This is a genomic window from Streptomyces sp. Root1310, assembly GCF_001426425.1.
GTDB lineage: Bacteria > Actinomycetota > Actinomycetes > Streptomycetales > Streptomycetaceae > Streptomyces.
On sequence record NZ_LMEQ01000003.1, the window covers coordinates 87,283 to 109,666 of the forward strand.

The 22,384-nt window shown below is 71.0% G+C and carries 15 protein-coding genes and 1 pseudogene; 3 read left to right on the forward strand and 13 right to left on the reverse strand.

The window, feature by feature from the left end; all coding sequences use genetic code 11:
* Positions 1 to 49: 49 nt before the first annotated feature.
* From ASD48_RS11440 to ASD48_RS11450, 3 genes are read right to left on the reverse strand one after another with little or no spacing between them, the layout of a single operon-like run.
* On the reverse strand, positions 50 to 985 hold the full coding sequence (locus ASD48_RS11440) for a carbohydrate ABC transporter permease (protein WP_057601454.1): 936 nt from the start codon (positions 983 to 985) through the stop codon (positions 50 to 52).
* Positions 982 to 2,016: an ABC transporter permease subunit gene (locus ASD48_RS11445; protein WP_057601455.1), complete on the reverse strand. Its 1,035-nt coding sequence runs from the start codon at positions 2,014 to 2,016 to the stop codon at positions 982 to 984. Before ASD48_RS11445 ends, ASD48_RS11440 begins: the two co-directional genes overlap by 4 nt.
* A 25-nt stretch (positions 2,017 to 2,041) precedes the next feature.
* A complete protein-coding gene (locus tag ASD48_RS11450) occupies positions 2,042 to 3,736 on the reverse strand; it encodes an extracellular solute-binding protein (RefSeq protein WP_057601456.1) in 1,695 nt (564 codons plus the stop codon).
* Positions 3,737 to 4,059: 323 nt separating this feature from the next.
* Between ASD48_RS11450 and ASD48_RS11455 the strand changes: the two genes are divergently transcribed.
* Positions 4,060 to 6,942, forward strand: a complete 2,883-nt coding sequence (locus ASD48_RS11455; RefSeq protein WP_057601457.1) for a glycoside hydrolase family 3 C-terminal domain-containing protein — start codon at positions 4,060 to 4,062, stop codon at positions 6,940 to 6,942.
* A gap of 97 nt (positions 6,943 to 7,039) precedes the next feature.
* On the opposite strand, the gene ASD48_RS11460 is transcribed toward ASD48_RS11455, so the two are convergent.
* From ASD48_RS11460 to gabT, 4 genes and pseudogenes are all read right to left on the reverse strand, one after another.
* A complete protein-coding gene (locus ASD48_RS11460; protein ID WP_057601458.1) occupies positions 7,040 to 8,485 on the reverse strand; it encodes an aldehyde dehydrogenase family protein in 1,446 nt (481 codons plus the stop codon).
* A gap of 39 nt (positions 8,486 to 8,524) precedes the next feature.
* Positions 8,525 to 9,337 (reverse strand): phosphatase PAP2 family protein, encoded by an 813-nt coding sequence (locus ASD48_RS11465; protein WP_057601459.1) that lies wholly within the window; start codon positions 9,335 to 9,337, stop codon positions 8,525 to 8,527.
* 240 nt (positions 9,338 to 9,577) lie between these two features.
* Positions 9,578 to 9,793 (reverse strand): annotated as a pseudogene (locus tag ASD48_RS45125) (phosphoesterase); the annotation flags it as partial.
* A gap of 122 nt (positions 9,794 to 9,915) precedes the next feature.
* On the reverse strand, positions 9,916 to 11,250 hold the full coding sequence (gabT, locus tag ASD48_RS11470) for a 4-aminobutyrate--2-oxoglutarate transaminase (RefSeq protein WP_057601460.1): 1,335 nt from the start codon (positions 11,248 to 11,250) through the stop codon (positions 9,916 to 9,918).
* A gap of 237 nt (positions 11,251 to 11,487) precedes the next feature.
* Here gabT and ASD48_RS11475 point away from each other — a divergent pair, with 237 nt between their 5' ends.
* Complete coding sequence (locus ASD48_RS11475) at positions 11,488 to 13,872, forward strand: hypothetical protein (RefSeq protein ID WP_057601461.1); 2,385 nt, start codon at positions 11,488 to 11,490, stop codon at positions 13,870 to 13,872.
* 104 nt (positions 13,873 to 13,976) lie between these two features.
* Positions 13,977 to 15,605, forward strand: a complete 1,629-nt coding sequence (locus tag ASD48_RS11480) for a PucR family transcriptional regulator (RefSeq protein ID WP_057601462.1) — start codon at positions 13,977 to 13,979, stop codon at positions 15,603 to 15,605.
* A gap of 531 nt (positions 15,606 to 16,136) precedes the next feature.
* Here the strand turns inward: ASD48_RS11480 and ASD48_RS11485 are convergent.
* The 6 genes from ASD48_RS11485 to ASD48_RS11510 form a co-directional block, all read right to left on the reverse strand.
* Positions 16,137 to 16,589: a hypothetical protein gene (locus ASD48_RS11485; protein ID WP_057601463.1), complete on the reverse strand. Its 453-nt coding sequence runs from the start codon at positions 16,587 to 16,589 to the stop codon at positions 16,137 to 16,139.
* A 173-nt stretch (positions 16,590 to 16,762) separates the two neighbouring features.
* Positions 16,763 to 18,181, reverse strand: a complete 1,419-nt coding sequence (locus ASD48_RS11490) for an FAD-dependent oxidoreductase (RefSeq protein WP_057601464.1) — start codon at positions 18,179 to 18,181, stop codon at positions 16,763 to 16,765.
* A gap of 23 nt (positions 18,182 to 18,204) precedes the next feature.
* A complete protein-coding gene (locus tag ASD48_RS11495; RefSeq protein WP_057601465.1) occupies positions 18,205 to 19,011 on the reverse strand; it encodes an ABC transporter permease in 807 nt (268 codons plus the stop codon).
* Complete coding sequence (locus ASD48_RS11500; RefSeq protein WP_057601466.1) at positions 19,012 to 19,941, reverse strand: ABC transporter permease; 930 nt, start codon at positions 19,939 to 19,941, stop codon at positions 19,012 to 19,014.
* Positions 19,941 to 21,101 (reverse strand): ABC transporter ATP-binding protein, encoded by a 1,161-nt coding sequence (locus ASD48_RS11505; RefSeq protein WP_057601467.1) that lies wholly within the window; start codon positions 21,099 to 21,101, stop codon positions 19,941 to 19,943. Before ASD48_RS11505 ends, ASD48_RS11500 begins: the two co-directional genes overlap by 1 nt.
* On the reverse strand, positions 21,098 to 22,345 hold the full coding sequence (locus tag ASD48_RS11510; protein ID WP_057601468.1) for a spermidine/putrescine ABC transporter substrate-binding protein: 1,248 nt from the start codon (positions 22,343 to 22,345) through the stop codon (positions 21,098 to 21,100). Before ASD48_RS11510 ends, ASD48_RS11505 begins: the two co-directional genes overlap by 4 nt.
* Positions 22,346 to 22,384 lie beyond the last annotated feature (39 nt).

The window sequence follows — 22,384 nt, forward strand, 5'->3', positions numbered from 1 at the left end:
CACGGCGAACCCTCGGCCGCCGTAGCTCCCGCGCTCCGGACGCCGGAGGTCAGCCCTTGACGGCCCCCGTCAGCATCCCCTTCTTGAAGTGCTTCTGGACGAACGGGGACAGCACCGCCACCGGCAGCAGAGCCATCACCATGACCGCCATCTGCACGGCCAGCCCCGACAGCTGCCCCGTCTTGATCGCCTGTCCCAGCCCGACCGGCGCCTCCTGCTTCTGCACGAGCTGGATCATGACGTTCTGCAGCGGCATCATGTCCTGGTCGTTGAGGTACAGCGACGCGTTGAACCAGGCGCTCCAGTACCCGACGGCGTAGAACAGCGTGATGACGGCCAGCACCGCACGCGACAGCGGCATGACGATCTGCCAGAGGATGCGGAAGTCCCCGGCGCCGTCGATCCGCGCGCTGTCGATCAGTTCCTGCGAGATCCCCATGAAGAAGCCGCGCAGGACCAGGATGTTGAACACGCTGATCGCGCTCGGCAGGATCAGCGCGAGGTAGGTGTCCATCAGACCCAGGGACTGCACCAGCAGGTAGGTGGGGATCAGGCCCGCGCTGAAGAACATCGTCGCCAGCAGGACCATCAGGATCCAGCGGTGCCCGAACGAGCCCGAGCGGGAGAGGCCGTAGGCGCACAGGACGGAGACGCCCATCGAGAAGAGCGTGCCGACGAGGGTGATCAGGACGCTGATGACCGCGGCGCGGGTGACCTGTCCACCGCTGAGCAGCTCCCGGTAGGCGATGAAGGTGATCCCCCTGGGCACCATCACCAGCCCGCCGGCCTCGTCGATGGTCTTGCGTGAGGAGAGGCTGGTGACGAGGACGATCCACAGCGGGAAGAGGATCGCCAGGCAGGCGAAGGTCAGGGCGATGCCCTTGCCCGCGAGGCCGGCCCTGCTGGGCTCCTCCTCCCACACGGGCCGTGGCGGCGCCGCCCAGCGGCCGGGCGTGCGCACGGTTTTGTCGATCACGGCGGTCACTTCTGGTACACCCCCTGCTCGCCCATGAGATGGGCCACCTTGTTCGCGACGAGCACCAGGCCGAGGCTGATGACGCCCTTGATCAGACCGGCGGCGGCCGCGTAGCCGAAGTCCTGGTTGCGGACGCCGTTCCACCACACGAAGGTGTCGAGGACCTCCGACGCCCCTGGTCCGACCGCGTCGCGCTGGAGCAGGATCTGTTCGAAGCCGACCGTCAGCGCGTCCCCCACCCGCAGCACCAGCAGCAGCGCGATCACCGGGCGCAGGGCCGGAAGCGTCACGTGCCACATCCGGCGCCAGCGGTTCGCGCCGTCCATCGCGGCCGCCTCGTACAGGTCAGGGTTGACCGAGGCCAGGGCGGCGAGGAAGACGATGATGCCCCAGCCGGCGTCCTTCCAGACGCTCTGGGCGGTGATCAGGAACTTGAAGGTCTCCGGGTCGGTCATGATGTCGATGCCGTCGTACCCGTGCTGCCGCAGCAGCTGCGAGAGGATCCCCGCGCCGCCGAAGAGCTGCTGGAACACGGCGATGACCAGCACCCAGGAGAAGAAGTGCGGCAGGTAGAGGATCGCCTGCGACACCGCCCGGACCCGGGGCCTGACCACGCTGTTGATGAGCAGCGCGAGCATGATCGGGATCGGGAAGTACAGGACCAGCTGGAGGAAGAACAGCACGAGGGTGTTCCGGACGGCCTCCCAGAAGGCCGAGTCCTCGAAGAGCCGCTGGAAGTTCTCCAGACCCACCCAGGGGCTGTGGAAGATGGCGACGATCCCGTTGTCGCTGACGTAGGGGTCGTAGTCCTGGAAGGCGACCACGTTGCCGAGGATCGGCACGTAGTTGAAGAGCAGGATGAGGACGACCGCCGGGAGCGTCATCAGCAGCAGGACGCGGTCCCGTCTGAGCCTGACCCGCAGACCCAGCTTCCCGGAGGACCGTTTCCCCCGGGGGCCGGTGGCGCCGCCGGGCGCCACCGGGGTCTTTCCCGACTCGTCGGCCTCGGCCCTGCTCCGAGGCACCGTGCTGTGCGACACGGCCGTTCTCCTCGCCTCGCTGCCGTCAGCTCGCCGCCGTGCCGTTGTCGTCGAGCAGCTTCTGGTACCAGGCGCGCAGCCCGTCGCCGCCCTTCTTCTTCCAGTCGGTGACGGCCGCCTGCATGTCGCTGATCTTCTTGCGGCCGCGGACGATGTCGTCCTCCAGCTGCTCGAAGTTGTTGGAGAGGTTGGTCCAGCGGCTGGGCTCGGTGATCTGCATGCCGTAGAAGGCCGACTTCTTGGTGAAGGCGCCCATCCGCTGCTGCCACTCGACCTGGCCCTTGGCGATGTCCGGGAAGTCGGGGTGGGCGATGGTCGACGCCGGGCTCGCGACCATCACGAATGCGTTGAGGACCTCCTGGTTGCCCTTGTCGTTCTTGACGGGCACCCCGTCCTTGACGCTGTAGTGCGTGCCCTCCACCCCGTAGTTGGTGAGCATGTACTCCTTGGTGCCGTACGGGGCCGCGGTGACGTTGGCGACGGCCAGCACATCGCGGATGACGGCCTCGGAGGCCTTCTTGTTGACGAAGGCGAAGATGTTGGCCGGCTGGGTGGCGTAGATGACCGGGTCGGCGCCGCCGTGGCCGAAGATGTCCATGCCCCAGATCCGGAAGTCCGGGTTCTGCGCGGCCTGCGAGGCCTGCTGCCCGTACCAGCTGGAGATGTCGTTGTTGTAGATGAGGAACTCACCGGCGGCGAACTTGGTGCTCGGGTCGACGGCCTGGCTCTTGCCCAGCTTGAAGTCCGGGTGCACATAGCCGGCGGCGAACAGCTTGCGCGTCCACTCCAGCGCCTCGAGGTAGGAGTCCAGCTCGACGCGGTTGACGAGCTTGCCGCCCTCGAGGATCCAGCCGAGCGGCTTCTCCCCGCCGGAGGGGACCCCGAAGCTGTTGAACGCGGTCCACTTCATGTCGCCGCAGGCCCACACCTTGGCCTTGGCGTTGGTGATCTCCTTGGCCAGGGCGGTGAACTCGTCCGTCGTCGTGGGGACCTCGTAGCCGTTCTTGTCGAAGAGGTCCTTGCGGTAGAAGGGCACGATGTTCGTCACGTAGGACGACGGCATCGGCAGTCCGCGCAGCTTGCCGCCGAAGAGGGAGCGCTGCCAGGCGTCGGTCGGGATCGCCGCGAGGTTCGGGTAGTCCTTGACCTTGTCGCCGGACAGGTACGGTCCCAGGTCGGCGAACTTGCCGAGGATGGCGCTGGGTATCTTGCCGCCCATGTTCCAGCCGGGGACGACCACCACGTCCGGCACGTCGCTGGAGGCGAGCACGGCGCCGAGCTTCTGGTCGTAGGTGTTGCCGTCCTGGTTCTGCCAGACGACGTCGACGCCGATGAGGGCGTTCATCGCCGTGTAGTAGGCGTTGTCACCCTTCGGCGGCGAGCCCCAGAACGGCGACATCACGGTGACCTTGCCGCCCTTGCCGAGCTTCTCCGGCACCGAGGTCTTCAGGGTGGTGAGGTCGAGCTTGCTGCTGAAGCCGACCGAGGAACCGTTCTTGGACGGGATGTCGGGCGTCACCACGTTGCTGGCCACGTAGGCGGGCAGGATCTTCTTCGCGTCCTTGCCCGACGTGGTGCCGTCGCGCGAGCCGCTGTCCGTGCCGCCGCAGGCGGCAAGCAACGGCATCCCTCCGGCCACCGCGGCGGTGGCGACCGCCGTGGAGGCGAGGAAGCTTCTCCGGCTCGGGCCGGAGGAGGCGGAAGCGGCGTTCGGCGTCATTGCGTCAACCCTTCATGGCGCACCAGGACACCCGGCGGTGGCCGTCGGCTGCGGTGTCTCGAGTGGAACTGGCTGAGCTGAAGCGATCCTCCGACGATGTTTCGCTTTTACAGTCGAAGCGCTTCGATGTTGCTGCGAGGTTAAGTGAACACCCTGGGGTGCACAAGGGTCGCTCCCAACATTCCTCCGAGGTATCAGGGACGACCTCTCCGTATGTGCTGCTTGAAATAGCGGTGAAGTCCCCTTGACACCCGCCCCACGGTCGAATGAGCATCGAAGCGCTTCGAAAGAGCCTCCCCGCTCCACCGCAAAGGGATCCCCACGTGACCGCACACACGCCGCCCACGCCGCCTTTCCGCGATCCGCAGCTGCCGTTCGCGAAGCGCATCGACGACCTGCTGTCCCGGCTGACCCCCGAGGAGAAGGTCTCCTTCCTGCACCAGTTCGCACCCGCCGTCGAGCGCCTCGGCATCGCCGCCTTCCGCACCGGCCAGGAGGCGCTGCACGGCGTCGCGTGGATGGGCCCGGCGACCGTGTTCCCGCAGGCGGTGGGACTGGGCGCGACCTGGAACACCGACCTGGTACGCCGGATCGGCGAGGCGGTGTCCAAGGAGGTACGGGCGATGCGCGCCCGCGACGACCGGGTGGGCCTGAACGTCTGGTCCCCCACCGTCAACCTGCTGCGCCACCCCCTGTGGGGCCGCAACGAGGAGGGGTACTCCGAGGACCCCCGGCTGACCTCCGCCATCGCCACCGCCTATACCCACGGTCTGCGCGGTGATCATCCGACGTACTGGCGCACGGCACCGGTCCTCAAGCACTGGCTGGCCCACAACAACGAGACCGGCCGGGACGTCACCTCGTCCTCGGTCCGCCCGCGTGTGCTGCACGAGTACGATCTGCGCGCCTTCCGCGGATGCGTCGAGGCGGGCGCGGTGGCCGGGGTGATGCCGGCGTACAACCTCGTCAACGGCCGCCCCAACCATGTCTCGCCGTATCTGCGCGAGCAGCTGCGCACGTGGACCGACGAGGAGCTGCTGGTCTGCTCGGACGCGGGCGCGCCCTCCAACCTGGTGGACTCCGAGCACTACTTCGACACCCACGAGGAGGCGACGGCGGCCGCGCTCATGGCCGGCGTGGACAGCTTCACCGACCACGGCACCGACAGTTCGAAGATCGTCGCCCGGGTCGAGGGGGCCCTGGAACAAGGGCTGCTGACGCAGGCCGACGTCGACGCGGCGGTCCGCCGCCAGCTCTCGGTCCGCTTCCGGCTGGGCGAGTTCGACCCGCACTACGACCCGCACGCCGGCACCGGCGAGTTCGACTCCCCGGCCCATCGCACGCTCGCCGGGGAGGCCGCGGAGCAGGCGATCGTCCTGCTGCGCAACGACGGTGTGCTGCCGCTGGCCGCGGACACCCGGATCGCGGTGGTCGGCCTGCTCGCCGACGAGTGCAAGCTCGACTGGTACAGCGGCACGCTGCTGCACCGCTCCACCCCTCTGGAGGGCCTGTACGAGCGGTTCGGCGCCGAGCGGGTGGAGTTCGCCGAGGGCGTGGACCGGGTCCTGCTCAAGACCTCCGCGGGGACGTTCCTGAAGGTTCCCACCGCCGCGGAGGCCACCGACGAGGTGCGCGGCGCGGAGGGCGCCCTCGACCCGGCGCTGCTCGCGGGCCGCACCGACCTCCCGCCGCTGACCACGGACGCGACCGGCACGGAGTTCGCGCTCGTCGACTGGGGCGAGGGCGTGCTGACCCTGCGCGCGCCCGACGGGCGCTACCTCTCCGTCGCCGAGGACGGCCGGCTGCGCGCCTCGGCCGACCAGCCCGGCGGCTGGGTCGTGCAGGAGACGTTCCGCCTGGAACCGCGCGCGAAAGCCGACGGGAACACACCGGGCAACACTCACGGAAACGGTCACCTCCTGCTGCATCTGGGCACGGGTCGCCCTGTCTGTGTCGCCGCCGACGGCGTCAGGGTTGCCGGGCCGGACGAGGAGAATTCCGAGGTGGTCGAGGTCATCGTGGTCGAATCCGGCGAGGACGCGGTGACCCGCGTCACGGCCGGGGCCGACGTGGTCGTGGTCGTGGCGGGCAACGACCCGCACATCAACGGCCGGGAGACCGAGGACCGCACCACGCTGCGGCTGCCCGCCCACCAGGAGCGGCTGCTCGCGGCCGCCCGGGCGGCGAACGCGCGGACGGTGCTGGCCCTGGTGTCGGCGTATCCGTACGCGATCGAGCCGGGCCCGCTGTCCGCGGTGCTGTGGACGGCGCACGGCGGCCAGGCCGCGGGCACCGCTCTCGCGCGGGTCCTGGCCGGAGACGTCTCCCCGGCCGGACGCCTCCCGCAGACCTGGTACGCCGGCGACGCCGATCTGCCCGACCTCCTCGACTACGACGTGATCGGCTCCCGTCAGACGTACCTCTACTTCGAGGGCACCCCGCTGTTCCCGTTCGGGCACGGCCTGTCGTACGCGTCGTTCTCCTACGCGGACCTGGCGGTGCGCATCGAGGACGGCACGGCACACGTCTCGTTCACGGTCACCAACACCGGGGACGTGACGGCCGACGAGGTCGCCCAGCTCTACACCCGCGCGGTGGACCCCTCGGTCACCCGGCCGCGCCGCGAACTGCTCGACCACCGCCGGGTCACGCTCGCCCCGGGCGCGAGCACGGAGCTCTCCTTCGGCGTCCCGCTGTCGTCCTTCGCGTTCTGGGACGTGGCGCAGGGGCGGTGGCGTCTGGAGTCCGGCCCGTACGAACTCCTGGTCGGCGCGTCGAGCGCGGACGTCCGGCTGCGGACGACCGTCACGCTGGAGGGCGAACCGGCCGCCCCGCGCCCGGTCCGGCGGCGCGGTCTGGCGCCCGCCGACTTCGACGAGCAGAGCGGCGTCGAGATCGTCGACCGGACGAAGGTGTCGGGCGACGCGGTGACGCCGGTGGCGGGCGGTACCGGCGAACTGGTCTACCGGGCCTGCGACTTCGGCACCGGCACGACGGGGGTGACGGTGACTGTGGCCGGCTCGGGCAGCGTGGAGCTGTCGCTCGACGGCGGCCCGGTTCTGGCCACGCTGACGGTCGACGCGCCCACGCCTGGACCGTACGACCACGTCACCGTCGACGCGGCCCTCACCGCCGCGGGCGTCCACGATCTGCGCCTCGGACTGCGCGGCCCACTGCGGCTGGCGCATGTCGGCTTCTCCGGTTGAGGGTCCGGAGGAAGCCGGTACGAAGAAGGGGGCCGGCACCGGAAGGCATCGGTGCCGGCCCCCTTCGGGGAGCCTATATGAAAATGGTTCCCATGAGCTAGAGCGCGAGCCCGGTGAGGACCAGCACCCGCTCGTACGTGTAGTCGTCCATCGCGAACCGCACGCCCTCGCGGCCCACGCCGGACTGCTTGGCGCCGCCGTACGGCATCTGGTCGGCACGGTAGGACGGCACGTCGCCGACGATGACGCCGCCGACCTCCAGCGCGCGGTGGGCGCGGAAGGCGACCTGGACGTCGTGCGTGAACACGCCCGCCTGAAGGCCGTACTTGGAGGAGTTGACGGCGGCGAAGGCCTCCGCCTCGCCGTCCACCTTCGTCACGGTGAGGACCGGCCCGAAGACCTCCTCGCAGGCGAGGGTGGTGTCCGCCGGTACGTCGGTGAGGACGGTCGGCGCGTAGGAGGCGCCGTCGCGCTTGCCGCCCGCGAGGAGCGAGGCGCCCGCCGCGACGGCCTCGTCCACCCAGGTCTCGACGCGCTTGGCGGCGTCCTCGCTGACCAGCGGGCCCACGTCGGTCTTGTCGTCGGAGGGGTCACCCGTGACCTGTGCCTCGACCGCGGCGACGATGCGCGGCAGCAGCCGGTCGTACACGGAGGCGTCCGCGATGACCCGCTGCACGGAGATGCAGGACTGCCCACCCTGGTAGTTGGAGAAGGTCGCGATGCGGCCGGCGGCCCAGTCGAGGTCGGCGTCGCTCGCGAAGTCGCCGAGGACGACGGCCGCGCCGTTGCCGCCCAGCTCCAGGGTGCAGTGCTTGCGCGGCACCGAGTCCATGATCGCGTAGCCGACCTTCTCGGAGCCGGTGAAGGAGATGACCGGCAGCCGCTCGTCCTGGACAAGGGCGGGCATGCGGTCGTTGGAGACCGGCAGGATGCTCCAGGAACCGGCCGGCAGCTCGGTCTCGGCGAGCAGGTCACCGATGATCAGGCCGGACAGCGGGGTCGCCGGGGCCGGCTTGAGGATGATCGGCGCACCGGCCGCGATCGCCGGGGCGATCTTGTGGGCGCACAGGTTCAGCGGGAAGTTGAACGGCGCGATGCCGAGCACGACCCCCTTGGGGAAGCGCCGGGTGAGCGCGAGCCGCCCCTGGCCGCCGGCGTCGGTGTCGAGGCGCTGGGCCTCGCCGCCGTTGAACCGCCGGGCCTCCTCGGCGGCGAACCGGAACACCGAGACGGCTCGGCCGACCTCGCCCCGCGCCCACTTGATCGGCTTGCCGTTCTCGGCGGAGATCAGCCGGGCGATCTCCTCGGTGCGCTCGACGAGCCGCTTGCTGACGTGGTCGAGGGCGGCGGCGCGCACATGGGCCGGGGTGGCGGCGAACTCGTCCCGCACGGCGTACGCGGCGGCCACGGCCTCCTCGACCTGCGCGTCCGTGGGCACGCTGACCTTGCCGACGAGACGGCCGTCCCACGGCGAGGTGACGTCGAAGCTGTCCTCGCCGGTGACCTGGCGGCCGGCCAGCCAGAAGGCGTGGGTGGCCCCCACATTCTTTTCCTGGGGCATTGCGAGTCCCGGCCCTTCCGCTTAGGGGGTGTCCTGAGGTTTTCGTGCTCCACGGTAGGGGCGGGAGGCCGAAGGGTCGCTTGTCCGAGTCGTACGGGTGGACGGCCGGGGTGCGCCGGTTTGGCACGGTCGTCCCGCTGCGGTCCGGAGCCGTCCCCGCGCCGCCCGCTCGCATTGCGGCCGCTCACGTTCCGGCCGCTCGCGTTCCGGCCGCTCACGTTCCAGGAGGAGCCACAGCGCACCGAGCAGCACCGCGCACAGACACCAGCTCGCCATGACGTCCAGGGGCCAGTGGTAGCCGCACCGGACCAGCCCGAACGACACGCCCAGGACGAGGAGCGCGCTCGTCGCGAGGGCCAGCCACCGGGCGGACGCGCTGCGCAGCCACGGCAGCAGGACCATCGCCGCCGCACCATAGGCGACGGCCGCCGTCGCCGTGTGCCCGGAGGGGTAGTAGCCGGTGGCCGGGGGCACGGCCGGCGTACCCGGGCGATCGGTCCACAGCTTCAGGGGGACGACGATCAGCGGCACCGTCGCCAGCACGGCGAGCGCGGCCAGGGACGGTACCCACCAGCGCGCCACACCCGCCGTTCTCCCCCGCCACGCCGTGTACCCGGCGACCAGCAGCAGGACGGGCACCGCGATCTGCACCTCCCCCAGGTCGGCCAGCAGCTCGGAGGCCCGGTCGGGATGGACGAGGGCGCGGCTGAGACGCTCGTCCGGGCGCAGCAGCGGGCCGTCGGCGGCGACCTGCCAGGTGATCAGCGCGAAGAGCAGCGCGGGCGGCAGCAGGCCGAGGACGGCGCGGGACGGACGGGACGGGCGGGACGGCATGGCCCCAGCTTGTCAGGGGCGGCCGGACCGCGGAAAAGGAAGCCGAACCGCGAGGCCGAACCGCGAGGCCGAACCGCGAGGCCGAACCGCGAGCCCGGGCACACCGAGAGACCGGACGCGAGCCCCTACCGAAGCCCGGACGGAAAGTCCCGACCCCCGCTCGACCCGACCCGGGACCGAAAAAAGACCCCGGATCGGATCCGGGGTCTGCTTTCCGTGGTCTGTGTCGGAGAAGGAGGTCGGCCACCCCGGAACAGGGGGGGTGGTTCCGGGGTGGCCGTCCGGACCGGAGTACCGGCCGCCCCGGGGGGTTTGGGGCGGGCGGCCGTCCGATCGGTGTGGAGATCCGAAGCCGGAAGCTCCGGTTGTGTGCGCGAGGGCACGACCAGGTCGAAGCTGGGGAGGCCCCGGCCTGGATCCGTCCGCAGTCCCCTGTGGACGGGGTGTATCTCTCATCTGGGGAGAACCTACGGCAGAGGCAGGCGGTACGACAGGCCGTATCCCGTCCCGCCATCCTCCCCGCACACCTTCTTCACACCCTCTGCGGGGGATGGGAATCAGCTGTGCGGTGCCCCGGCTCAGATGCGCGCGAAAGCCTGCTCGATGATGTCGAGGCCCTCGTTCAGCAGGTCGTCGCCGATGACGAGCGGCGGCAGGAAGCGCAGCACGTTGCCGTAGGTGCCACAGGTCAGGACCAGCAGGCCCTCCTGGTGGCAGGCCTTGGCGAGCGCGCCGGTCGCCTCGGGGTTCGGCTCCTTCGTCGTACGGTCCTTGACCAGCTCGATCGCGATCATCGCGCCGCGCCCGCGGATGTCGCCGATGATCTCGAACTTCTCCGCCATGGCGGAGAGGCGGTTCTTCATGACGGACTCGATGTGCTTCGCCCGGGCGTTGAGGTCGAGCTCCTTCATCGTCTCGATCGCGCCGAGCGCGCCCGCGCAGGCGACCGGGTTGCCGCCGTACGTGCCGCCCAGGCCACCCGCGTGCGCTGCGTCCATGATCTCGGCGCGGCCGGTCACCGCGGCGAGCGGCAGACCGCCCGCGATGCCCTTGGCGGTGGTGATCAGGTCCGGGACGATGCCCTCGTCCTCGCAGGCGAACCACTGGCCGGTGCGGCAGAAGCCGGACTGGATCTCGTCGGCGACGAAGACGATGCCGTTGTCGGACGCGAACTTGCTGATCGCCGGGAGGAAGCCCTTGGCGGGCTCGATGAAGCCGCCCTCGCCGAGCAGCGGCTCGATGATGATCGCGGCGACGTTGTCCGCGCCGACCTGCTTGGTGATCTCGTCGATGGCCTGCGCGGCGGCCTCGGGGCCGGCGTTCTCGGCGCCGGTCGGCCAGCGGTAGCCGTAGGCGACCGGGACGCGGTAGACCTCGGGCGCGAACGGGCCGAAGCCGTGCTTGTACGGCATGTTCTTCGCCGTCAGCGCCATGGTCAGGTTGGTGCGGCCGTGGTAGCCGTGGTCGAAGACGACGACCGCCTGGCGCTTGGTGAACGCGCGGGCGATCTTGACGGCGTTCTCGACGGCCTCGGCACCGCTGTTGAACAGTGCGGACTTCTTGGCGTGGTCACCCGGGGTGAGCTCGGCGAGGGCCTCGGCCACCGCCACATAGCCCTCGTAGGGGGTGACCATGAAACAGGTGTGGGTGAAGTCGGCGAGCTGGGCGGTGGCCCGGCGCACGACAGCCTCGGCCGAGGCGCCGACGGACGTCACGGCGATGCCGGAGCCGAAGTCGATCAGGCGGTTGCCGTCGACGTCCTCGATGATGCCGCCGCCCGCGCGCGTGGTGAAGACGGGGAGCACCGAACCGACACCGGCCGCGACCGCGGCGGTACGGCGGGCCTGGAGTTCCTGCGACTTCGGGCCGGGGATGGCGGTGACGACGCGGCGCTCCTGCGGAAGGGCGGTCATGAGGGGCTCCTGGGGTTTTGCGGACACTTTCGTTCTTTTCTCGCAGGCTAGGACGGGGAGTGGAGGGTGGGCATGCTCCATGTGGGCGGTGTCGGCGGGGCGGCTTGTCCGTCATGGACAGTGCCACCGGACGGTGATCGTCACAGGCCCGGCCGCGTAAGCGGTGAACTCCCCTTGCGGGCGCGTTAGATTGACTCGCTGATGGTGGACGGAACGGCTGGTCAGGGGGCAGGGGCGATGGACAGCGACGGGACGCAGGACCCGCGGGGTACGCAGGCGAATCCCGTGCCGCGCCCGGCGGGGCCGGCGCGGCCGCCGTCGACGCCGCCGCCGCGGCCGGAGCGGGCGCCGGGCCTGCCGCCTGCCCCCGGGCACGCCCCGCGGGCCGCGTCCGCCGTCGCCGACTGGCTCGACGAGGCGCGCCCCACGGCCGGGACGGGGATCTGGCGCTTCGGGTACCGGCCGCCGAAGGCCGCCCGGGCGACGGAGCGGCTCGCGCCGGTGACGGTCGTCGGGATGCTGATCCCGCTGGTGGTCGCGCTGGTCCTGTGGTCGCTGTGGCGCCGCGGCGGCCTGCCCTACCAGTTCACCCTGCTGCGGCTGTTCACCCCGGACGACTGGTGGTGGGGCGGCACGATCGCGTCCCCGAAGTCCATGGAGGGCGCCGAGGCGCGGGTGGTCTACGACGGCGTGTTCTTCGCCGTCCTCGTCTACGGGATGGGCCGGCTGGGCAGCTGGGCGCACGCCGTGCGGCACTTCGTGGGCCGTCGCCCGCAGCCCGCGCGGGCTCTCGTCGCCCTGCTGGGCGCGCTCGCCGCCCTCAGCTTCGTCTTCCCCGGCGCCTTCGGGGTCGGCTGGGACGCCCTGCCCGTCGTCGACCCGCTGTTCTCGCTGATCGTCCTGATCTCCGGCAGCTACGAGCTGTTCGCCTCCCCCCTGTTCACGAACGCGCTGTACACGGTCATCACGCTGCTGGTGGTGTGGCCGTTCGCGAAGGTCGGCGGCTGGTGGCCGTACCTGCAGGAACGACTCGCCGCCCGGCGCGCCGAGCCCGGCCGGGCCGCGCCCGCGGTCGAGCTGCCGCGCGCCCGGTGGCCCGAGCTGCGGGACGCGGGGCAGTACGAGGCGGCCGAGCTGCTGACCGCCGAGGTCGCCGCCGGCCGGATGAACGACGTGGACTGCGCACGCGTGCGACGGGCCTGGACGGCGGGGGTCGCGGACTTCCGGGACACGGTGCTGCGCCACGGCGGGGCGGCCTGGACCCACCCCTCCGGCGCCCGCGACCTGCCCCGGCGCACCGCGCGCCACGATCTGCTCACCGGGCAGGTGCGGGTCGGCCGCTGGGTGGCCGCCGAACGCACCCCGGTCAGCTATCACGACGCGGGTGCCGCGCTCGGCCCGGAGGTGCTGGGCACCTCGCTGCTCGCGGTCGGACCCTCCGGATCGGGGAAGACCCGGACCCTGGTCGAGCCGCTGACCGAGGCGCTGGCCCTGCAGGCGCTCACCGGGGCGTGCGCCGTCGTCGCGGTGTCGTCGCCCGGGGGCGGCCCGCTCGGCTCCGACTCCGCGTTCGACGTGATCGTCGGCATCGGGAATCCGTCGTCGGTGCACGACCTGGACCCGTACGCGGAGTCCGAGGACCCGGACGAGGCGGCCTCGATCCTCGCCGAGGCGCTGGTCGGCGACCTCGACACGGTGAGCGGCCAGAGCGCGACCACGGCGCTCGCCCAGGTGCTGGGCCCCTACCGGAGCGCGCACGGCTGCTTCCCCACCCTGCCCGAGCTGCGCGAGCTCCTCGAAGGCGAACCGGCCGCGCTGTCCGCGCTGCGCGAGGCCGTGGCCGGTGACGAGGTGATGCGCCGCGAACTGGAGGCACGGGTCCGGCAGACGGGGGCGCCGGGCGACGCGGGCCGGGCGCTCGCCGACCGGCTGGCGCTGCTCAACCGCCCGGTGTTCGCGGAGTTCTTCGGCGGCGGCAGCAACGCGCACCGGGCGTTCTCGCTGCGCGCCGTCGCCCACCATCCGCTGCGGGTCCGTGTCGACCTGCCCGAGCGCGGTCACGAGGAGGCCGCCCGGCTGATCACCCGGCTGGTCCTCGCCCAGTTCCACACCGTCGTGCGGGAGCGGCGCGACCACTTCGCCTGTCTGGTCCTGGACGACGCGACGGGAACGGTCACCGAGGGGTCGGTACGCCGGCTCCAGCGGCTGCGCTCGCAGAACGCCGGCGTGGTGCTCGCCCTGCGTTCCGTCGGCGACGTCCCGGAGGCGCTGCACGGTCCGCTGTACGGGGCCGTCGGCTGCCGTATGGCGTTCTCCGGCATCACCACCTGGGACGGCAGCAGGTTCGCGCAGACCTGGGGCACCGAGTGGGTGGAGACCACCGAGGTCGCCCAGCACACCGTCTTCGCCGACCAGCCGATGACCCGCGCCATCCACGCCCTGCGCAAGCTCGTCACCGGCAAGGCGGTGACCACGGACGCGGTGACCGTGCGCCACGTGGAACGGGAACGGTGGTCGGCGTCCCGGCTGGCGCACGAGGTGCCGCCCGGCCACGCGGTGCTGTCCCTGACCGATGTGCGGGGCGAGCACGCACCACCGCTGCTGGTGGACCTGCGGGGCTGAAGACGCGTCCGCGGTCCGTACAGTGAGGCAGAATCGGGAGAGACCGTTCATACGCGGCGGCCAAAAGATCACGGCGCCGCTCACTCCCCCGACCTGAAGGCCCCATGCCTCCCACGCTCGCCTCGCTCGTCCACCACTCCGCGCTGAAACTGACCGTGCGGGCCGGCGAGGACCGTCTGGACGTGCCGGTGCGCTGGGCTCACGTCAGCGAGCTCGCGGACCCCGTGCCGTACATGGAGGGCGGGGAGCTGCTGCTGATCACCGCGCTCAAGCTGGACGCCGAGGACCCGGAGGCCATGCAGCGCTACGTGCGGCGGCTGGCCAAGGCCGGGGTGGTCGGGCTCGGCTTCGCCGTCGGCGTCAACTACGAGGACATCCCGAAGGCCCTCGTGGACGCGGCGGAGGAGGAGGGCCTGCCCCTGCTGGAGGTGCCGCGCCGCACGCCGTTCCTCGCGATCAGCAAAGCGGTGTCGGCGGCGATCGCGGCCGACCAGTACCGGGCGGTCACGGCGGGGTTCGCGGCCCAGCGCGAGCTGACGAAGCAGGCGCTGACGGACGGCCCGCAGGGCCTGCTCCGCGCGCTCGCCGCGCAGGTCGACGGGTGGGCGGCCCTGTACGACGCCTCGGGCGCCGTCGTGGGAGCCGCGCCGGAGTGGGCGGGCCGGCGGGCGGGGCGGCTCACGGCGGAGGTGGAGCGGCTGCGGGAACGGCCGGCCCCGGCCTCGGCGGTGGTGGGCGGTGGCGGGGGTCCGGAGCGCTCCGGACCCGACGACCGGCACGACGACCGGGTCGAGCTGCACTCCCTGGGCACCGGGCGGCGCCCGCGCGCCGCGCTCGCGGTCGGCACCGCCTCGGCCCTCGGCACCGCCGAGCGGTACGCCGTCCACTCGGCCATCGCGCTGCTCACCCTGACCACCGAACGCTCGCGCTCGCTGAACGCGGCGCAGCAGCGGATCGGCGCGGCGGTGCTGTGCATGCTGCTGGCGGGCGAGCCGGACCACGCGCGGGCCGTCGCCGGGGATCTGTACGGCGGGCTGCTCGACGCCCCGTTCCGGGTGATCGTCGCCGACGCGACACCGGCGTCGGGCGGCGCCGACGGCGGCGGCGACCCCTTCGACGGTCTCACCGAGGTCGTCGAGTCGGCCGCCGCCCGGGCCGGGGAGGCGGTACTCGTGGTGCCCGAGGGCGACCGGCTGGTGGCCCTGGTCGCGGACGGGGGCGCGGCCGCGCAGGCGTGCGCCCAGTACACGGCCTCGCTGGAGAGTGCGCGGGCGGCCGGGGGCGCCGGGCCCGAGTCCGGCGACGAGGACGGACTCGTCGTGGGCCTGTCCGCCCCGGCCGGACCGATCGCCGCTGCGGCGGCGTACAAGCAGGCCGAGCAGGCGCTGTCCGTCGCGCGGCGCCGGGGCCGGGTCTTCGTGGAGCACGAGCAGCTCGCGGCGGGTTCCGTGCTGCCCCTTCTCGCGGACGACGCGGTGAAGGCGTTCGCGGACGGTCTGCTGCGCGCCCTGCACGAACACGACGCGACCGGCCGCGGCGACCTGGTGGCCTCGCTGCGGGCCTGGCTCTCCCGCCACGGCCAGTGGGACGCGGCGGCGGCCGACCTGGGCGTCCACCGGCACACCCTGCGCTACCGGATGCGGCGGGTGGAGGAGATCCTCGGACGTTCCCTGGACGACCCCGACGTCCGCATGGAGCTGTGGCTGGCCCTGAAGACGACATCGGCCGAGTAGCCCGACGGGCGCGGGGCGGGGCAGGACGGGACCGGCCGGGACCGAACCGCTCGCGGACAGACCGGCCGCGGACAGACCGGCCGCGGACAGACCGGTCGCAGGCGACAGAGCAAGACGCGAGACGCGAGGCCACGTCGGCCAAGAAGCACGTCTGACGGGACAGGGCCGGACCTGACAGGTCGAGGGGCGACCGAGCAGGGCGGCGGCGACATCGGCCCATGAGCACGACCGGCCGGATCGGACAGGTCGGGGGCGACCGAGCGAGGTGCCTTCCCCGGCAGTGTGCGCAAGCACAGGCCCCGGGCACCGGGCACCGGGCACCGCCAGGCAAGCGGCGCAGCGCTGAGCAGTCGTTCCCGCGCCGGAGGCGGAGGCGGAGGCGTCCGCGCCGGAGGCGGAGGCGTCCGCGCCGGCCGCACGGGCGGCCGACGTGAAAGGGATCTGCCGTGCCTCCCGGTTCAGGGGGACGTGGAGGCACGCCCGTCCCGGCCGGGTCGGTGGCCGGGTACCGCGGCGGAGGTGTCCGGCCGGTCAGCCGTCCTCTCCGCCGGCCGGCCCCGCCGCCGCCTCGTGCATCGCCAGCTCCAGCAGCGCGGCATCGGTCAGGGTGCCGGAGCCGTCCGGCGGGACCAGCCAGCGGACACCCCGGGTCGAGCGGCCCGGATACGGCACGACGATCCAGGTGCCGGCCCCCGCCGTACGGATACCGGTGCCGAGCCAGCGGGCGGCCGTGCCGGGCGCCACGAAGAAGCCCATGCGGTTGTCTCCGAAGTCGACCAGCACGGGCCCCGGCCGATGAAGGATCCGGGTGAGCACGTCGAGGGTGGGATAGCCGAGCTCGCCCGGCAGGATGAGTACGTCCCAGGCCTTGCCCGCGGGCAGCAGCGCCACCCCCAGGGGGTTGCGCTCCCACTCCCAGCGGCATGCCTCGGGATCCGGTGCGACGGATGCCAGCCATTCGACAGCCGTCTTCGCCCCAGCCATGAGAAGACCTCCCATTCACTCGTGGACGCGGTCGCGTCACGAGGGAGAGGGAGGTCCCCGGCGGGCATTACGCGGGTCGGGGCCACCCGTTGGAGTGAACCGGGTCACACCTCGCCGTCATCGGTCGGCCGTGAGCCGTCGAGTGTCGGCCGCCGGCTGTCAGCCGTCAGCCGTCAGCTGTCGAAGCCCAGACCCAGCCGGTCCATCGTCTTCAGCCACAGGTTGCGCCGCCCGCCGTGCGCGTCGGCGCGGGCCAGCGACCACTTGGTGAGGGCGATGCCGGTCCAGGCGAAGGGCTCGGGCGGGAACGGCAGCGGCTTCTTGCGGACCATCTCCAACGACGTGCGCTCGGTGCTCTCCCCCGCCAGCAGGTCCAGCATCACCTCGGCCCCGAAGCGGGTGGCCCCGACGCCCAGGCCGGTGTATCCGGCCGCGTACGCCACCTTCCCCTGGTGCGCCGTGCCGAAGAACGCCGAGAAGCGCGAGCACGTGTCGATCGCCCCGCCCCACGCGTGGGTGAAGCGCACCCCCTCCAGCTGCGGGAAGCAGCCGAAGAAGTGCCCGGCGAGCTTGGCGTACGTCTCCGGCCGGTCGTCGTACTCGGCCCGCACCCGGCCCCCGTAGGGGTAGACCGCGTCGTATCCGCCCCACAGGATCCGGTTGTCGGCCGACAGCCGGAAATAGTGGAACTGGTTGGCCGAGTCCCCGAGCCCCTGCCGGTTCTTCCACCCGATCGAGTCGAGCTGCTCGGCGCTCAGCGGTTCCGTCATCAGCGCGTAGTCGTAGACCGGGACGGTGTACGCCCGCACCCGCCGGATCAGGTTGGGGAAGATGTTGGTGCCGAGCGCGACCTGCCGGGCCCGCACCTGCCCGTAGGGGGTGCCCACGGCCATTCCGGCGCCGTAGGGCTTCAGCGACAGGGCGGGGGTGTGCTCGTAGACGCGGACGCCCAGCCGCATACACGCCTGCTTCAGACCCCAGACGAGCTTGGCGGGATGGAGCATGGCCACGCCCCGGCGGTCGTGGAGACCCGCCTGGAAGGTGGGCGAGGCGACCTGCTCGCGCACCGCGTCCGCGTCGAGGAATTCGAGCCCGTCGGCGAGACCCTTGCCTTCGAGCTCCTCGTACCAGTCGCGCAGTTCCCACGCCTGGTACGTCTCGGTGGCCACGTCGATCTCGCCGGAGCGCTCGAAGTCGCAGTCGATGCCGTGCCGGGCGATCGCCGCCTCGATCTCGTCGAGGTTGCGCATCCCCAGCTCCTCGAGCCGGTGGATCTCGTCCGGCCAGCGGGCTAGCCCGTTGGGCAGCCCGTGGGTCAGGGAGGCCGCGCAGAAGCCCCCGTTGCGGCCCGAGGCGGCCCAGCCCACCTCGCGGCCCTCCAGCAGCACCACGTCCCGCTGCGGCTCGCGCTCCTTGGCGACGAGCGCGGTCCACAGTCCGCTGTAGCCGCCGCCGACGACCAGCAGGTCGCAGGTCTCGGGGCCGGTGAGCGCGGGTTCGGGGTGCGGCTTGCCGGGATCTTCCAGCCAGTACGGCACCGGCTGTGCGTCGGAAAGAGAAGTGATCCACCGGTTCATGGCGCTTGGGGCCATGATTTCAACTCCCTACAGGGCTTTTACGATGACGCCTTTTGCTTGTTGCGGCGATTTCCGATGACCATCGAGGTCAGTACGAACAGTACGGCGATCAGGAACATGGCCGTACCGATGACATTGATCTGAACGGGCGTTCCGCGCTGTGCCGAACCCCAGACGAACATGGGGAAGGTGACGGTGGAGCCCGCGTTGAAATTGGTGATGATGAAATCGTCGAAGGAGAGCGCGAAGGCGAGCAGCGCGCCCGCGGCGATTCCGGGGGCGGCGATGGGCAGCGTGACGCGCAGGAACGTCTGCGCCGGGCCGGCGTAGAGGTCCTGGGCGGCCTGCTCCAGGCGCGGGTCCATCGACATGACGCGTGCCTTGACCGCCGTCACGACGAAGCTGAGGCAGAACATGATGTGCGCGATGAGAATCGTCCAGAAGCCCAGCTGGGCACCCAGGTTGAGGAACAGGGTGAGCAGCGAGGCGGCCATCACGACCTCGGGCATCGCCATCGGCAGGAAGATCAGCGAGTTGACGGCGCCCCGCGCGCGGAAGCGGTAGCGGACGAGCGCGAAGGCGATCATCGTGCCGAGGGCGGTCGCCCCGAGGGTCGCCCATACGGCGATCTGGAGGCTGAGCGACAGCGACCCGCAGAGCCCGGAGACCCCGCACGGGTCCTTCCAGGCATCGGTGGAGAACTGCTGCCATTGGTAGTTGAAGCGCCCCTTCGGCTTGTTGAAGGAGAACACCGTGACGACGACATTCGGCAGCAGGAGATAGGCGAGCGTGAGAAGTCCCGCGATGACCACGAAATGGCGCTTGAGCCAGTTGACGAAGGGCATTTAGACCAGATCCTCCGTCCCGGACCTGCGGATGTAGAGAGTGACCATGAAAAGGATCGCGGCCATCAGGATGAACGAGAGGGCCGCCGCCGTCGGATAGTCCAGGACCCGCAGGAACTGCGTCTGGATCACGTTTCCGATCATGCGGGTGTCCGTCGAGCCGAGGAGTTCCGCGTTGACGTAGTCGCCGGCCGCCGGGATGAAGGTCAGCAGCGTCCCGGAGACCACGCCCGGCATCGACAGCGGGAAGGTGACCTTGCGGAAGGTGGTGACCGGCCTGGCGTACAGGTCCCCGGCCGCCTCGTGCAGCCGCCCGTCGATGCGCTCGAGCGAGGTGTAGAGCGGCAGGATCATGAACGGCAGGAAGTTGTACGTCAGACCGCAGACCACCGCGAGCGGGGTGGCCAGGACCCGGTCACCCGCTGTCCAGCCGAGCCAGCTGGTGACGTCGAGGACGTGCAGGGTGTTGAGGGCGCCGACGACCGGACCGCCGTCCGCGAGGATCGTCTTCCAGGCGAGGGTGCGGATCAGGAAGCTGGTGAAGAAGGGCGCGATCACCAGGATCATGATCAGGTTCCGCCAGCGGCCGGCCCGGAAGGCGATCAGATAGGCCAGCGGATAGCCGAGCACCAGGCACAGGATCGTGGCGGCCGCCGCGTACAGGACCGAGCGCAGGAACTGCGGCCAGTACTCGCTCAGCGCGTCCCAGTAGGTCGCGAGGTGCCAGGTGACCTTGTAGCCCTCCTCCAGCGAGCCCGTCTGCACGGACGTGGAGGCCTGGTAGATCATCGGCAGCGCGAAGAACACGAACAGCCAGAGCAGACCGGGCAGCAGCAGCCAGTAGGGCGTCCAGCGCCCGCGCTTGCGGGGCGGCTTCTCCGTCGGCGCCGTCGGGGAGAGAGGCGGGGGCGCCTCGGTGAGCGTCGCCATCAGAGGGCCGCCTCTTCCTGGATGCCCGCGTCGATGTCCTGGGCGGCGTCGAGGCCGAACGTGTGGGCGGGGCTCCAGTGCAGGACGACCTCGGCGCCGGGGGCGAGGCGGGCGTCCCGGTCGATGTTCTGGGCGTAGACCTCGAACTCGGGGCAGACCGGGGTGTCGATGACGTACTGGGTGGAGACGCCGATGAACGACGAGTTGGCGATGCGCCCGGTGATGCGGTTGCGGCCCTCGGGAATCTCGCCGGCGTCGTCGGCGTGGGTGAGGGATATCTTCTCCGGGCGGACGCCGACCAGCACCTTGCCGCCGGTCGTCGTGGGCGCGGAGCAGCGCGACTCGGGCAGGACGAGTTTGCCGCCGCCCGCCTTGAGCACGATGTCGTCGCCGCTCTTGGTGTCGACCTCGGCCTCGATGAGGTTCGACGTGCCGAGGAAGTTGGCGACGAAGGTGGTGTTCGGGTTCTCGTAGAGGTCGGTCGGCGAGCCGAGCTGCTCGACCCGGCCCGCGTTCATCACGGCGACCGTGTCGGCCATGGTCATGGCCTCCTCCTGGTCGTGCGTGACGTGCACGAAGGTGATGCCGACCTCGGTCTGGATCCGCTTGAGCTCCAGCTGCATCTGACGGCGCAGCTTGAGGTCGAGGGCGCCGAGGGGCTCGTCGAGCAGCAGCACCCCGGGCTTGTTGATGAGGGCGCGGGCAACGGCGACCCGCTGCTGCTGGCCGCCGGAGAGCTGGTGCGGCTTCTTGCGGGCCTGCTCGCCGAGCTGTACGAGCTCCAGCATGTCCTCGACCTGCTTCTTCACGCTCTTGATGCCGCGCCGGCGCAGGCCGAAGGCGACGTTCTCGAAGATGTCGAGGTGCGGGAAGAGGGCGTAGGACTGGAAGACGGTGTTGACCGGGCGCTTGTACGGCGGGAGTGCCGTCACGTCCTGGTCGCCGAGGTGGACGGTCCCGGAGGAGGGTTCCTCCAGACCGGCGATCATGCGCAGGGTGGTGGTCTTGCCGCAGCCGGAGGCGCCGAGCAGGGCGAAGAAGGAGCCCTGCGGGACGGTCAGGTCGAGCGGCTGGACGGCGGTGAAGGAGCCGTAGGTCTTGCTGATGCCGGTCAGGCGGACGTCGCCGCTGCCGCTGTTGGTCGTCTTCATCGTCGTCACGCCCCGGTGAGCTTCGCGAACTTCGCCTCGTAGGCGGTCTCTTCCTTCGAGCTCAGCGAGCGGAAGGAGTGCGACTTCGCCTGCATGGCCTTGTCAGGGATGATCAGCGGATTGTTCGCCGCATCCTCGTCGATCTTCGCCAGCGCGTCCTTCACGCCGTCCACGGGACAGACGTAGTTGATGTACGCGGCGAGTTCGGCGGCCGGCTCCGGCTCGTAGTAGTAGTCCATGAGCCGTTCGGCGTTCGTCTTGTGACGTGCCTTGTTGGGGATCAGCATGTTGTCGCTCGAGGTCAGATAGCCGCTGTCCGGGATGACGAAGTCGACGTCGGGACTGTCCGCCTTCAGCTGCACGACGTCACCGGCCCAGGCGATACAGGCCGCGAAGTCGCCGCTGGTGATGTCGGACGTGTAGTCGTTGCCGGTGAAGCGGCGGATCTGACCGCTGTCGACGCCCTTCTGGAGACGGGCGATGGCCGCGTCGTAGTCGTCGCCGGTGAACTTCTCCGGGTCCTTGCCCATGTCCAGCAGCGTCATGCCCACGCTGTCGCGCATCTCGGTGAGGAAGCCGACGCGGCCCTTGAGCTTGGGGTTGTCGAGCAGGTCGGAGACGGACTTCACCTCGACGCCGTCGAGCGCCTTCTTGTTGTAGGCGATCACCGTGGAGATGCCCTGCCAGGGATACGAGTACGCCCGGCCCGGGTCCCAGTCGGGGCTGCGGAACTGGGCCGACAGGTTGGCGTAGGCGTGCGGCAGGTTGGACGGGTCCAGTTTCTGCACCCACCCGAGGCGGATGAGGCGGGCGGCCAGCCAGTCGGTGAGGACGATGATGTCGCGGCCGGTGTCCTGGCCCGCGGCGAGCTGCGGCTTGATCTTGCCGAAGAACTCGTTGTTGTCGTTGATGTCCTCGGTGTACTTGACCTTGATGCCGGTGCGTTTCGTGAAGGCGTCGAGCGTCGGGTGGTGCTTGCCGCTCTCGTCGACGTCCATGTACTCGGTCCAGTTGGAGAAGCTGACGGTCTTCTCCTTCGCCGAGTGGTCGTCGGCGGACGTGCCGCCCTCGGTCTTGCCGGCCGCGGGGATCCCGCAGGCGCTGAGCGCGCCGAGGCCGCCCAGCGCCAGGGCGCCTCCGGTGGAGGCGCGCAACAGCGACCGGCGGGTCATCGCCGCCCTGCCGTTGCGGAGGCTGCGCCGCATCGCGGCCACTTGGGCTCGGCTCAGGCGGTCGGGCTCGTACTGCTCCATGCGCGTGGTGCCCTTTCGGGAGGGTCGGCCGTGGTCGGC